12 protein-coding genes are annotated in these 13,016 nt (G+C 62.5%); 8 read left to right on the top strand and 4 right to left on the bottom strand.

The genetic code is table 11. From position 1 onward, the window contains the following. The 6 genes from urtC to JG746_RS29770 all read left to right on the top strand — a co-directional run bounded on the left by urtC (position 1) and on the right by JG746_RS29770 (position 6,783). Positions 1 to 1,128, top strand: coding sequence for an urea ABC transporter permease subunit UrtC (urtC, locus tag JG746_RS29795; protein WP_244730537.1), 1,128 nt, complete (start codon positions 1 to 3; stop codon positions 1,126 to 1,128). Beyond that, entirely contained in the window at positions 1,125 to 1,880 is a 756-nt protein-coding gene (gene urtD, locus JG746_RS29790; protein ID WP_202355986.1) for an urea ABC transporter ATP-binding protein UrtD, read from the top strand. The genes urtC and urtD overlap by 4 nt, the downstream gene beginning before the upstream one ends. Beyond that, positions 1,873 to 2,565, top strand: coding sequence for an urea ABC transporter ATP-binding subunit UrtE (gene urtE, locus JG746_RS29785; RefSeq protein WP_202355985.1), 693 nt, complete (start codon positions 1,873 to 1,875; stop codon positions 2,563 to 2,565). The genes urtD and urtE overlap by 8 nt, the downstream gene beginning before the upstream one ends. A gap of 33 nt (positions 2,566 to 2,598) precedes the next feature. Continuing rightward, a complete protein-coding gene (locus JG746_RS29780) occupies positions 2,599 to 3,636 on the top strand; it encodes an aliphatic amidase (protein ID WP_202355984.1) in 1,038 nt (345 codons plus the stop codon). A gap of 80 nt (positions 3,637 to 3,716) precedes the next feature. After that, positions 3,717 to 4,544, top strand: coding sequence for a CbbQ/NirQ/NorQ/GpvN family protein (locus JG746_RS29775; RefSeq protein WP_202355983.1), 828 nt, complete (start codon positions 3,717 to 3,719; stop codon positions 4,542 to 4,544). 28 nt (positions 4,545 to 4,572) lie between these two features. Continuing rightward, a complete protein-coding gene (locus tag JG746_RS29770) occupies positions 4,573 to 6,783 on the top strand; it encodes a nitric oxide reductase activation protein NorD (protein ID WP_202355982.1) in 2,211 nt (736 codons plus the stop codon). Between the two features lie 408 nt (positions 6,784 to 7,191). Here the strand turns inward: JG746_RS29770 and JG746_RS29765 are convergent, their stop codons facing one another. Continuing rightward, positions 7,192 to 7,347 (bottom strand): hypothetical protein, encoded by a 156-nt coding sequence (locus JG746_RS29765; RefSeq protein WP_202355981.1) that lies wholly within the window; start codon positions 7,345 to 7,347, stop codon positions 7,192 to 7,194. Here JG746_RS29765 and JG746_RS29760 point away from each other — a divergent pair. Both JG746_RS29760 and JG746_RS29755 read left to right on the top strand, forming a co-directional pair. Then, entirely contained in the window at positions 7,346 to 8,305 is a 960-nt protein-coding gene (locus JG746_RS29760) for an aldo/keto reductase (RefSeq protein WP_202355980.1), read from the top strand. The two genes, JG746_RS29765 and JG746_RS29760, sit on opposite strands and share 2 nt — an antisense overlap. A gap of 90 nt (positions 8,306 to 8,395) precedes the next feature. Then, positions 8,396 to 9,088, top strand: a complete 693-nt coding sequence (locus JG746_RS29755; protein ID WP_202355979.1) for a N5-glutamine methyltransferase family protein — start codon at positions 8,396 to 8,398, stop codon at positions 9,086 to 9,088. Positions 9,089 to 9,140: 52 nt separating this feature from the next. Here the strand turns inward: JG746_RS29755 and JG746_RS29750 are convergent, their stop codons facing one another. The 3 genes from JG746_RS29750 to asnB are packed head-to-tail and all read right to left on the bottom strand — an operon-like array spanning position 9,141 to position 13,016. Continuing rightward, positions 9,141 to 9,401 carry an acyl carrier protein gene (locus JG746_RS29750; protein WP_202355978.1) on the bottom strand — a complete coding sequence of 87 codons (261 nt, stop codon included), beginning with the start codon at positions 9,399 to 9,401 and terminating at the stop codon, positions 9,141 to 9,143. A gap of 44 nt (positions 9,402 to 9,445) precedes the next feature. Further along, positions 9,446 to 10,999 (bottom strand): class I adenylate-forming enzyme family protein, encoded by a 1,554-nt coding sequence (locus JG746_RS29745; protein ID WP_202355977.1) that lies wholly within the window; start codon positions 10,997 to 10,999, stop codon positions 9,446 to 9,448. After that, on the bottom strand, positions 10,989 to 13,016 hold the full coding sequence (gene asnB / locus JG746_RS29740) for an asparagine synthase (glutamine-hydrolyzing) (RefSeq protein WP_202355976.1): 2,028 nt from the start codon (positions 13,014 to 13,016) through the stop codon (positions 10,989 to 10,991). Before asnB ends, JG746_RS29745 begins: the two co-directional genes overlap by 11 nt.

Here is a 13,016-nt window from a genome sequence, read left to right as displayed (position 1 = left end):
GTGTCCGGCAAGACAAAAACAGAAATCGCGATCTGCGCGCTGGTATGCCTGGCGATCCTGGTCGTGCCCGTCTTCCTCGACGACGCGTTCCTGCTCAACAAATACGCGCGCTATCTCGTGCTCGGCATGCTCGCCATCGCGCTGAGCCTTTCCTGGGGCTACGCCGGTATCCTTAACCTCGGCCAGGCCACCACCTTCGGCCTCGGTTCCTATTGCATGGCAATGGCGCTGAAACTGAAGACCATCCCCGTCCATACCGGTCCGGACGGGCTGCCCGATTTCATGGTCTGGAACAATGTTCCGGAACTGCCGTGGTTCTGGAAGCCCTTCTATTCGATGAGCTTTGGCGTGGCGGCCGGCATTGTCGTGCCGGTGCTGTTCGCGACACTTCTCGGCTGGTTCATGTTCCGTGGCCGCGTCACCGGGGTCTATGCCGCCATCATCACGCTGGCCGCCATGGTCGTGGTGCAACTCGTCATCATCGATCAGCAGGCCTACACAGGCGGCTTCAACGGCATCACCGATCTGGCCCAGTTCGATGTCGCCGGTTTTGCCTTCGATGCCTATGGCTCGGCGAGCTATTACCTCGTTGCGATCTGCCTGACAGCCTCGCTGTTCATTGCCCTGGCGGTGACCAAGAGCAAAGCCGGCCTCATCGTGCAAGCAATTCGCGATCAGGAAGATCGCGTCCGCTTCTTCGGCTATGACGTCGCGTTCTACAAGATGTTCATTTTCGCCGTCTCAGGCGCCATCGCCGGCCTCGCCGGCATGCTCTACACGATCGTCATGGAGTTCGCCTCGCCGACCTTCATGGGTGTGCCGCTTTCCCTCTCCGTCGTCATCTGGGTTGCCGTTGGCGGCCGCCAGAGCCTGGTCGGTGCCATGGTCGGCGCGCTCGTCGTGGCCGGTATGCAAGGCGCGCTGTCCGAATCGGAGACTTTCCTCGACAGCTGGACGCTCGTCATGGGCCTGCTCTTTGTCCTTGTCGTGCTGTTCCTGCCGAAAGGCATCGCCGGCGCTCTGGAGGCAATCGGAGGCCGCTTCGAGCGCAAGCGCTTAGCAACCACCGAACAGCCGGAGCGCAAGGACGTGGAAAGCAATCCCCGCCATCTGGAGAGCCTGTCATGACCGAGGCCCAGCTTCTGATCGACCAGGCGCGTGTCACCTTCAGCGGCTTCGTCGCCGTGTCGGACTTGACGCTGCGCGTGGCGAAGGGCGAGCTGCGCTGCCTCATAGGGCCGAACGGTGCCGGCAAGACGACGGCGCTGGATCTGATCTGCGGCAAGACCCGGCTGGCGGCGGGTGCGGTGTACTTCCGCGACAAGCCCATCCATCGCCTCAGCGAGCACGCCATCGCCCGCACCGGCATCGGTCGCAAGTTCCAGGTGCCGAGCGTATTTCGCGATCTCAGCGTGCGCGACAATTTGCATATCGGTCGCTCGAGCAGGCCGGGCGTTCTGGCGAATCTGTTCAGTTTCGGCCAGGGTGGTGACAAGGCCGAAATCGAACGGCTGGCCGAGCTTGTCGGCCTCGAGGAGGAACTGGCGACGCCGGCCGCGCATCTGTCGCACGGACAGACCCAGTGGCTCGAGATCGCACTCATCCTGGCGCAGGATCCTTTGCTCATCCTGATGGATGAGCCGACCGCCGGCATGACTCAGCAGGAGACGAAGAAGACTGCCGACCTCTTCTGCCGGCTACGCGGCAAGCACACGCTGATCGTGGTCGAGCACGACATGGGCTTCGTGCGCGACATCGCGCAGACCATCTCAGTCATGCATCAGGGCAAGCTGCTCGCCGAAGGAACGATCGCCGAGGTCGAATCCAACCAAGCCGTGCGTGACGCCTATCTCGGCTCGGGAGGAATCGGCCATGCTTGAGCTTGCCAATGTCGATGGCTTCTATGGTCGCAGCCGTGCGCTGCAGTCGGTGTCGCTGAACGTCGGCGCGGGCGATTTCTTTTCCGTGCTGGGCCGCAACGGCGTCGGCAAGACGACACTGCTGCGCACGATCCTCGGCTTGATGAGCCGCACGACCGGTTCGATACGACTCGACGGCGAGGAACTGGTCGACCAACCCACGCACAAGCGCGCGCTGGCCGGTATCGGCTACGTGCCGCAAGGGCGCGGCATCCTGCCTGGCTTCACGGTGCGGGAAAACCTCATGGTGGGAACGTTCGCCGCCAAAGGCGGCGGGCGGATCGCGGAATGGGTGCTCGAGCTTTTCCCGATCCTCAAGGAATTCCTTGGTCGCCGCGGCGGCAACCTGTCCGGCGGCCAGCAGCAGCAACTCGCCATTGCGCGCGCCCTGCTGTCAGATCCCAAGATCATGCTGCTCGACGAGCCGACGGAAGGCATCCAGCCCAACATCGTCGAGCAGATCGAGAACGTGCTGATCGACCTCAATCGTACGCGCGGGCTCACGATCGTGCTTGTCGAGCAGAACATCGCCTTTGCCCGCCGCGCGTCGCAGCGTTTCGCCATTCTCAATCGCGGCAGCGTCGCTGTCAGTGGCCCGATCGGCCAGCTCAGCGACGAGATGATCCACCAGCATCTGGTTGTCTAGACGGACACCGGCAAACCCAAGGAGGAGTAAGACATGTATCACGGCGATATTTCGAGCAGCAAAGACACGGTCGGTGTTGCCGTCGTCAACTACAAGATGCCGCGCCTGCACACGCGCGACGAGGTGCTCGCCAACGCCCGCAACATCGCCGAGATGGTGGAAGGGATGAAGCGTGGCCTGCCGGGCATGGATCTGGTCATCTTTCCCGAATATTCCACCCACGGCATCATGTACGACCAGAAGGAGATGTATGAGACCGCCTCGTCCATCCCCGGCGAAGAGACCCAGATTTTCGCCGAAGCCTGCAAGAAGGCCCGGGTCTGGGGCGTCTTTTCGCTGACCGGGGAGCGGCATGAGGAACACCCTAACAAGGCGCCCTACAATACTTTGATCTTGATGAACGATAAGGGCGAGATCGTGCAGAGGTATCGCAAGATCATGCCCTGGGTGCCGATCGAGGGCTGGTATCCCGGCGACTGCACCTATGTCTCGGAAGGCCCGAAAGGAATGAAGATCAGCCTGATCATCTGCGACGACGGCAACTACCCGGAAATATGGCGCGACTGCGCCATGCGCGGAGCCGAATTGATCATCCGCTGCCAGGGTTACATGTACCCGGCCAAGGAGCAGCAGATCCTGATTTCGAAGTCGATGGCCTGGGCCAACAACGTCTATGTCGCCGTCGCCAACGCGGCCGGCTTCGACGGCGTCTATTCCTATTTTGGCCATTCGGCGATCATCGGCTTCGACGGACGCACGCTGGGCGAATGCGGCACCGAGGAAAACGGCATCCAGTATGCGCAGCTTTCGACCTCGCTGCTGCGCGACGCACGTCGCAACATGCAGTCGCAGAACCATCTCTTCAAGCTGCTGCATCGTGGCTACACCGGCCTCATCAACTCCGGCGACGACACCCGCGGGCACGCCGTATGTCCGTACAATTTCTACAAGCAGTGGATCACGGATCCGGAAGGCACGCGCGAGCGCGTCGAGGCAATGACCCGCCAGACTGTCGGCACGCCGGAGAGCCCCATCGAAGGCATCCCCAACAAAGTGGCGGCCCACCGCTGAGGCGATGGCTCATCCCAAGTGCCGCGGCCTGACGAGGGGCGCGGCGCGCCCGGCTTTGCGACGTGCATCTGGAGACTGACATGAATCGGGGGACGGCAACGCGCGAGGACGATGCGCTGAAGGATTTTCGCATCGCTTCCGAGCCTTATTTCCGACCGGTAGGCAACGAAGTGGCGCTGTTCGAGGCGGCGTTCGCATCGCGCATGCCGGTCATGCTGAAAGGTCCGACCGGATGCGGCAAGACGCGCTTCGTCGAGCACATGGCCTGGCGGCTCGGGCGACCGCTGATCACCGTGTCCTGCCATGAGGATATGACTGCTTCCGATCTCGTCGGCCGCTATCTGCTCGATGCGGACGGCACGGTGTGGCATGACGGGCCGCTGACGCTTGCTGTGCGCACCGGCGCCATCTGTTATCTCGACGAGATCGTCGAGGCCCGCCAGGACACCACCGTCGTCATCCATTCGCTGACCGATGACCGCCGCATCCTGCCGCTGGAGAAGAGGAACGAGGTGCTGAAGGCGCATCCGGATTTCCAGCTCGTGATCTCCTACAATCCCGGCTACCAGAGCGTGCTGAAGGATCTCAAGGAATCGACCAAGCAACGTTTCGCCGCCATCGCTTTCTCCTATCCGCAGGAAGCGATCGAGGCTGAGATCGTCGCAACCGAGTCCGGCGTCGATCGCGCCGTCGCGCAGACGCTTGTGCGCATCGCGCACCGGGCCCGCAATCTCAAAGGGCATGGTCTGGAGGAGGGCGCATCGACGCGCATGCTGATCAATGCCGGACTGCTCGCCCGACACGGCATTGGTTTGGCCGAAGCGTGCGAAGTCGCCTTGGTGCTGCCCATAACCGACGATCCGGACATGCGCGACGCGCTCAAGGCCGCGGTCGCGGCCTGCATCTAGGATGGTCGAGCATGCGCACAGACGCGACATGGCCCATCAGGACGCTTTAAGCCAGGAAGCGCGGAACGCTTTTCCCGGCGACCTGCACCCAGCCTGGATTCGTGCCTGTCGCCGGCTGGCCGGCGCCGGCTATGGCGAGGCGGTGGCCAAAGCCTATGTCCGCTCGTCACCGCGACTTGCGCTGCTCGTGTCGCCGCAGGCGGCTGTCGATCTTGCCGGCACTGTTTCGGGAGTTGCCATCCGCGCCGGAAGGGTCGCGGCTGAGCTGCTCCCGCAGCAAGCGGTCTCGGTCGCGGTAATGCTCGGAGAAGACGGGTTTCTGCGATGGCTGCGACTTGTCGAGGACGTCGGTTTAAAAGCCTCCGAGTCGCTGGCGCATTTGCTTGAACAGACGCCGCAGCTTCTCACCCAGATAGGCCTGGAAGGTCTGCAAACATGGACGCGCATCGGCATAAGGATGGCCGAGGGAGATAAGCAGCGGCGCCTTCGCTTCTTCCGGCTGGAGGACCCCTCCGCCGTCCGGTGGCTGCAGCGGGCGAGCGGACAGACCGGCTTCACCGATATGGAGTCCAGGCTGCGGCCGTTCCTCACTGCCTTGTGGGGAGACAGCCCGCCATTGCGCGAAACGCCGGCCAACGCCCCCGAGCAGGCACGTCGGCGGGCAGGCTTTGATGGCGGCATCGTGCGTCTGCCGTCGTCTTTCCCAGGCTTCCAAGCCCGCGATGCGGAACACCTGTACCGGGCAGCCGCGGCTCACATAGCCGCGCATTTGCGTTTCACGCGTGACCGTTTTCCGGTCGGTGGATTGAGGCCGGCGCAGGTTGCTCTGGTGTCGCTGATCGAGGATGCTCGCGTCGAGCAACTTGCGATGCTCGAGCTGCCGGGACTGGCGCGGCTGTTCCTGCCCCTCCACAGCGCGCAACCGTCCAGCGCCGTCACCGCACCGGCGCTTTTCGCCCGGCTGTCGCGAGCACTGGCCGATCCATCCTATGCAGATCCAAACCCGTGGATCGCCAAAGCGCGCAAAGCCTTTGCCGGGGAAGAGCTTCATGACCAGCAGCTCAGTCGGCGCATCGGAAATCTGTTGGGCAATGACCTCGGCCAGATGCGCGTCCAGTTCGATCCCAAAAACTATGTCGTGCAGCCGCCCTATCGCGACGACAATCTCGCCCTTTGGGATTTCGGCGACGACGACAGCCAGGCGCAGGATGCCGAGCAGGTCTTGTCATCGGCGCGCATCCGGCGAGAGGAGAACGACGAACATCCCGGTCGCACCGAGCAGGAGAACAAGCCTGACGGCGAGGCGGGGCGTGTCGAGCTCCAGCCGGCGCTCATGGAAGGCGTGCCGGTGGCGCGCTATGGCGAGTTCGATTATGTCACCGGTCGCGAACAGCCGGACTGGGTTTCGGTCAAGGAGTATCCGGCGCAGGCCGCTTCAGCCGCGCAGGTTGCAAGGCTGCGCGACGATAGAACAGATCTGGCCAACAGGGTCACCGCGCTGATCCGTTCCGCGAAGGTGAGTCGCGCCGAGCGCCTGCGCCGGCAGTCCGAGGGCGAGTTCCTCGACATTGACGCATGCATCGACGCCGCGATCGCGCGGCGCATAGGCGAACCGCCCAGCCCACGCATCCATGGCCGTTACGAACGCCGCAGCCGTGACCTCTCTGTGCTTTTGCTGCTCGACGTCTCGCAATCCACCAGCGATCTCGTCGGAAACCGGCGCCACACCGTGCTCGACGTCGAGCGACAGGCCGCGGCTCTCTTGTCGCAGGCCATGTCCGGTCTCGACGATCCTTTCGCCATTGCCGCATTCTGTTCCGACCGGCGCGAGGATGTGCGTTATTTCCGGATCAAGGATTTCGCTCAGCCTTATGACGGTCTCGTGGAAGCAAGGCTGGCGGGGTTGCAAAGCGGCTTTTCGACTCGTCTCGGCGCAGCGGTCCGGCACGCCGGCGCCGACCTCGCCAAACAGCGCAGCTACAGACGGCTGCTGCTCGTCGTCAGCGACGGCGAGCCGTCAGATATCGATACCGAGGACCGCCGCTACCTCGTCGAGGACGCGCGCAGGGCTGTTCAGGGATTGAGCCGCCTTGGCGTAAACACGTTCTGCGTCGGCCTGGATTCCACCCCGGAGGGCTCCTTGGAACGCATCTTCGGGCAGAGGAATGCCATCAACATTGCCACGGTCGAGCGATTGACGGAGATGCTACCTAAACTCTACCTGACACTTGGGAAATAACTGCGGCTTGATCGCCAGGCGGCACACACTGGTCTGCCTGTCGACGATATCATCAAGATTTCCGACCCCCCGCATGGCGCATTTCCCGTGTGAATGGCGATATCGAGAACTTCGCTCCCGCGCACTTCGGCTGACAGGTCCAGGTCAACTCGCACGGCTCCGGGACGGCGATGACATTTCGGCAGGCGCGGTGCCAACCGGCGCGCTCTGAACGTGACCGCGGCCATTGCCAACGCCGTCTTCGAGGCGACGGATATTCGCATCAGGGAGTTGTAGATCTGAATAGACCGGGTTCTCGCCACCGCGAGGCTGTCCATGTCGTTCCATTCACCGGTGACGCAGAAGGACCGCTCGCCGGTCGTGACAAGCGCGCCCTAGTCGCACACCAAAAGGGCCTTGGGCCAATCATCAAAGTCCTGTCCATGCTGCCTTTGCGCTGGATAGACCGCCAGCAGCAATAGCAGCAAATGAATGATGCGCTTCATGCCTGTCTTTGACAGAAAGACAAAAGATCATTGAGATTCCAGCTGGCTTAATGCCGGAATGAAAACGGGTCTTAGCCATGAAGCGGGTCTTTGTCGAAGCCATCGGCAGCAACGTATCAAGTATCGGTTTTGGCTGTGCTTCGCTTGGTTCTCGCATCGGAGTTCGCAAGGGGATCGAGACGCTCGAACGCGCCTACGAAGCGGGGGTAACATGGTACGACGTAGCGCCTTCTTATGGCGACGGGATGGCTGAATCTATCTGGGGCGAATTTGCATCAGGCAAGCGCGATCGCGTCTGCGTCTGCACCAAGGTTGGCATGCGTCCGCCGAAGACCTCCGCCACCATGCGACTGATGAAGCCGTTGTCGCGGATCGCTGTTGCGGCGGCTCCGGCGCTCAAGCGCTATGCCTCAAAAGTGCGCCCCACGCCCTTCAAGGTGCCGCTGTCCGCGGAGTTGATAAGATCAAGTGTCGAGGAGAGCCTGGGGCGCCTTCGCACGGACTATGTCGATGTCCTCGCGCTGCACCGTCCAACCGCGGAGGAACTTGTTCGCGAGGATATCATCCGGGCTGTGGAGCGCGTGGTTCAGGACGGGAAGGCTCGGGCCATTTCGGTCGCAGGAGACCTCGAGGCTGGAATGACGGCTTTCAAGGAATCGCTGCCTTATCGGTTCGTGCAGATTGCCAATACCCCGCTGGAGCCAAACCTCGGGAAGTTGAAGGCGCGTGCTCACCGCCACAGAACGTTTGTAACGCACGGGACATTCTCGGCCCTCGAACGGATCGTCGCGAAGTTCAACGCGCAAAAGGAGATACTGGTCGCTCTTGGCGATCTCGGATACCGCGGCAGTCCCCGTGAAATTGCTGTCTCGTTTCTCGCCGACTACGCATTTGCATCGAATTCGGCGGGCATCACGTTGGTCTCCATGTTCAAGAAGGAACACCTCGATTTCAATCTGCGGCGATTGAAGAACGATCCAACAGCCGAGCGCCTGAATGCCGTCATTGCCGCGCTCGACATGGATGTAAGAGACTGATCGGCTGGCGGCTTGCCGGGGTTCTCCAATGACAGGTTTGACTGGCGTGCGAATGCCGAACGCCTATACTGGGAAGGTCAGGGGTTCGCGATGAGCAAAGAGTTCAGTGTCGCCGACGCCTATGGCTCGGGCCGCGCCGTCTTCATGGGACTTGAGCTGCTCGTCGCGCCCGGCGCGCTCGTCCCCCGGCCAGAGACGGAATTGCTGGGCACGACGGCCCTCGGTGTCTTGCATCAAATGAATCTGCCGGCGCCGCGCATCGTCGACATGTGTTGCGGCACTGGCAATCTGGCGTGTGCCATCGCCCACCGCAGTCCCACCGCGCGTGTCTGGGCGAGCGACCTCACCGACGGATGCGTCGACGTGGCACGCCGTAACGCCGCCCATCACGGCATGGCTGACCGTGTTTCGGTGCTTCAGGGCGACTTGTTCGACGCGCTCTCGGGCCTCGAGCTTGACGCGACGATCGACGTGATCGTCTGCAATCCGCCCTACATTTCGGAAAAGCGGCTCGAGGGCGACCGCGCGCATCTGGTCGAACTCGAGCCGCGTGAAGCGTTCGCGGCCGGCCCTTACGGCCTGAGCATCCATATGCGGGTGGTGAAAGACGCGCCGCGATACTTGCGGCCTGGCGGCATCCTGCTCTTCGAGGTCGGCCTAGGCCAGGACCGGCAGGTGATCGGGCTGCTGGAACGCAGCAAGGCATACGAGAACATCCGCATTGTATCGAACGAAGCGGGCGAGGGCCGGGTGGTTCTGGGGCAAGCCAAGGCGCAGGCGTGAGCGTGCGGACAGCTGAGCAATTGCGGGACCGCTCCGGGTTTTACGCCGGCGATCAGTTCATCTTGCGGATGATGTACTGCTCGATCCCTTGAATGGAATCGAGGTTTTCAGGCAAGAGCTCGCTGTCTTCGACGGTGATGCCAAAGGTCTCCTCGATAAAGCCGATAATCTCAAGCACTCCCGTCGAGTCGACGATGCCTTGATCGAGCAAGGACGTGTCGTCTACCAACGCCTTCACGTCGCTCACGTAGAAATTCGAAACCAGGAAACTGCGGATCTGCTCGCTGTAGGTTCGGTCCTTGACAGTCAACATGAATTCACCCTCCGTGGCGACACCACCGATTTAGCGACCCCGCCTCATGACAGGGCCGTTTTCTTGAGTTTGCCCGTGTCCGTCATCGGCAGGCTGGCCACGACGACGATGGACTTCGGAACCATGAAGTTCTCCAGTCGTTTCTGGCATTCCATCTGCAACTGCTTTTCGCCGATGGTTCTTCCGTTCTCCATCACGACAAACGCCTTCACCGCCTGCCCAAGGAGTTCGTCGGGAACACCGATGACCGCGGCTTCCCGGACCCCCGGAATATCCATCAGCACGTTCTCCACTTCCTTCGGCGCCACCTTCTCGCCGCGCGATTTTATGATCTCATCACCACGGCCGACGAAGTAGAGGTAGCCCTCCGTGTCCATCCGGCAGTAGTCGCCGGTGTACAGGACCTGCTCGCCGGGCAGCGGGCCGGGTTTGAGCTTCCTGGCCGTAGGCTCGGGCTTGCCCCAATATCCCTTCATCACCGTTGCGCCGCGAATGACGAGCTGGCCGACGACGCCGGGGCCGACCCGCCTGTCATGTTCGTCGACGATCCACATTTCCGTATTCGGGATCGCGATCCCGACACTCAATGGCTTTCGCTTGAGATCCTCCGGCGGCAGATAGGTGCAACGCTTGCATTCGGTGAGGCCGTACATCGAATAGATGCGTGCGCTCGAAAACAGCTCCTGAAGCATGAGAATATGCTTGAGGGGCAGCGCGGCCGCGGTGTTTGTCACGTAGCGAATGTTTGAGAAATCCTGGTCCCTGAGGGACTTGAGTTCGGAGAGCGCCGCAAAGATGGTCGGCACGCCGGGAAACCCCGTAACCCTCTCTTGCCTGATCAGCGCAAGCACCTGCGCCGGGAAGGCGAATGAGCGTTCGAGCACCAGCCGGGCGCCGGTGCGAAACGCCATGATCATCTGGTACAGACCGTAGTCGAAGGCGAGGGGCAGGACATTGAGGATCACCTCGTCCTCGGCAAGCTCGAGGTAGGACGCGATCGACGTGCACGCGGTCATCATGTTCCTGTGCGTCAGCATCACACCCTTGGGTTCGCCAGTCGAGCCGGAGGTGTAGATGATGGCGGCAAGATCGATATCGATGCAGCGCCGCGACGGCGGTGCGTCGCCGGCGGCGACCGCGGCTTCCCAGCGCACGGCTTGCGGCAATCGGGAGAGTTCGGTGTCGTCGATCGATCCGGAAACGATCGTCCGCAGAAGTGACGGACAATTGCGCGCCGGCTCGCGGAAGATGGAGTGCAGATGCGCATCCGTGATCAGCGCCGCCGGTCGGCAGTCGTTGAGCAGATAATCAAGCTTGTCGCTCTTGGTCAGCGGGTTGACGATGCACACCACAGCATTCGCCTTGAGCACCGCCCAGAAGCTCACCACCGTCTCGACGGTGTTGTCGGCGAAGATCATCACGCGATCGCCGCGTGCCACCCCTGATGCGGCCAGATCCCCGGCGATCGCATTGGCGCGCGCCTCGAGCTCGCCATAGGTGACACGTTGCTTGCCGCACACCAGCGCCACCTTGTCGCCGAGCCGGCCGGCGGAGTGCGCGAGATAGTCATGCAGCAGGGGTACGGCATCATGCAACATGCAAGCGCTCCTCCCGATGTTCGTGGTCGACATCGACGCTCAGCCCATGCACGCGCGCTGCACTGGGACAGCTTGCGACAAACTGCTGGTGAAGGAGTTGGGTCGACAGCACGCCGACGAGCGCCATGTTGTCGGCATTGGAAAGGTCACCGTCGCCGGTCCTGGCCTGGCACTTGCCGAGCAGGCGCGTGACCGAAATCGGATCGAAAACATTCGCCTTGCGTATCGCCGTCTCCGAAAGCGCTTCGCGAATATATTCCGGTGCGGTTTCGTCGGCGAAGCAAAGCGCGTTGGGCGCCCGGAATGGCTGCTTCTTGCGGGTCACGATCTCGGCGGGCACGATCGGCTCCGCCACGCGTTTCAGCACGTGCTTCTCATCGAGGACACGCAGCTTGTAGGAAGGCGGAAGCGAATTCGCGAGGCTCACGAGCTCATCGTCCAGGAAGGGGAAGCGCCCCTCGACGGAGTGGGCCATCAGCATCCTGTCGCCCTGCGAGGAAAGCAGATATCCCGACATCAAGGTCTGGACCTCGAGATACTGGTCCTGCGCAAGCGGGCTCCAGCGCGAGAACGCCTCGGGCAGGCCGGCGAGCAATTCGGAAACGGTGTCATGACGCTGGGTTTCGGCGCGCAGCTCCGCGCAAAACAGGCGCTTGATGGCGCTGGTGCCGCGCCAGCGCGTGTCGTGGGCGAAGCCGGGGGCGTCATGGCTCTCGATGCCGCGCCCGAAGAACTTGCGCGCCATCGCCTGCTGTTGCACCGGCGAGCGGGTGAGATAGGGATAAAGGCGCTCCAGCAGCCGCGAGCGTCGTGTCGATGCCGGCTGGTGCCCCCAGAACCGGCGGACCTTGGCTTCGCGAAACAGGTCGTAGCCGGCGAACATTTCATCGGCGCCTTCGCCGGTCAGCACGACCTTGATGCCACGCTCACGCACCAGCTTCGAAAGCAGGAACAGCGGCGCCGGGGCGGTCCTCAGTATCGGGCGTTCGGTGTGGTAGATCACCTCTGGAAAGATCGTGGCGATATCGCTGCGCGAAACCACCACCTCATGGTGCTCACTGCCGGTTGCTTCGGCAACCAGGCGCTGGAAGCGGGTCTCGTCGTATTCGGCGTCGGCAAAACGCAAGGAGAAGGTCTGGAAGCGCCGGCCGGCGAAGCGCCTTCCCAGTGTCGCCACAAGCGAACTGTCCAGCCCGCCGGAAAGGTAACAGCCGACGGGCACGTCGGCGCGCACCATTCGTAGCGCCGTCGCGGCCTCGAGCGCGCTGCGCACGCGGTCCACGGCCTCATCGCACGATCCGGTGAACTCGCCCTGCGGCGATCCGAAATTTTCAGGATAGGAAGGTTGCCAGAAGGCGTGGTCACGAACGGTGCCGTCCTGGTAAGTGCGGACATGCCCTGGCACGAGTTCATGGATGCCCTGAAATACCCCTTGCGGGGGAACGACCGTCCAGAGCGTGAAGGTCTGATCGAGGCCGGCGGGATCAAGAGCGCGAGGGATGGTCGGATCGGCGGCGAAAATAGCCTTCACTTCACTGGCGAAATAAAGCCGGCCCGCATGCTCGCAAAAATGCAGGGGGCAAATGCCGAACCGGTCGCGCGACAAGACGAGACGACCCGCCATTGAGTCCCAGATTGCTATTGCCCATTGGCCGTTCATCCGCTCGAAGGCCGCTTCGCCCCACGCGCGATACGCGTGCAGCGCGACCTCCGTGTCGCTGCGGGTTCGGAAGCGGTGACCGAGCGCAATCAGCTTTTCGCGCAGCTCGACATAGTTGAATATCTCGCCGTTGAAGACGATCCAGGTCGTATCGCCTGTGTCCGCGAGCGGCTGCTGGCCGCTGGAGAGATCGACGACGGACAGGCGGGCATGCGCCAGCCCCGCGCGCTTGTCCCGGTAAAGGCCGCGCTCGTCCGGGCCGCGATGCGCCAGCGCGCCCACCATCCGTATCAGCGCCTCACGCGAAGGAGAAGCCGCCGCGGCGTTCAGCGCCACAATTCCAGCGATGCCGCACAT

The sequence above is a fragment of the Mesorhizobium sp. 113-3-3 genome (genome assembly GCF_016756495.1).
Classification (GTDB): Bacteria; Pseudomonadota; Alphaproteobacteria; order Rhizobiales; family Rhizobiaceae; genus Mesorhizobium.
This window is presented reverse-complemented; position numbering and strand designations above follow the sequence as displayed.

Excerpts from the sequence above, each read along its gene's own strand:
- JG746_RS29775 (WP_202355983.1), top strand. The coding sequence starts at position 3,717 with ATGAATCGGGGGACGGCAACGCGCGAGGACGATGCGCTGAAGGATTTT.
- urtE (WP_202355985.1), top strand. The coding sequence starts at position 1,873 with ATGCTTGAGCTTGCCAATGTCGATGGCTTCTATGGTCGCAGCCGTGCG.
- JG746_RS29750 (WP_202355978.1), bottom strand. The coding sequence starts at position 9,401 with ATGTTGACTGTCAAGGACCGAACCTACAGCGAGCAGATCCGCAGTTTC.
- JG746_RS29765 (WP_202355981.1), bottom strand. The coding sequence starts at position 7,347 with ATGGCTAAGACCCGTTTTCATTCCGGCATTAAGCCAGCTGGAATCTCA.
- JG746_RS29760 (WP_202355980.1), top strand. The coding sequence starts at position 7,346 with ATGAAGCGGGTCTTTGTCGAAGCCATCGGCAGCAACGTATCAAGTATC.
- urtD (WP_202355986.1), top strand. The coding sequence starts at position 1,125 with ATGACCGAGGCCCAGCTTCTGATCGACCAGGCGCGTGTCACCTTCAGC.
- JG746_RS29745 (WP_202355977.1), bottom strand. The coding sequence starts at position 10,999 with ATGTTGCATGATGCCGTACCCCTGCTGCATGACTATCTCGCGCACTCC.
- JG746_RS29770 (WP_202355982.1), top strand. The coding sequence starts at position 4,573 with ATGGCCCATCAGGACGCTTTAAGCCAGGAAGCGCGGAACGCTTTTCCC.
- asnB (WP_202355976.1), bottom strand. The coding sequence starts at position 13,016 with ATGTGCGGCATCGCTGGAATTGTGGCGCTGAACGCCGCGGCGGCTTCT.
- JG746_RS29780 (WP_202355984.1), top strand. The coding sequence starts at position 2,599 with ATGTATCACGGCGATATTTCGAGCAGCAAAGACACGGTCGGTGTTGCC.
- JG746_RS29755 (WP_202355979.1), top strand. The coding sequence starts at position 8,396 with ATGAGCAAAGAGTTCAGTGTCGCCGACGCCTATGGCTCGGGCCGCGCC.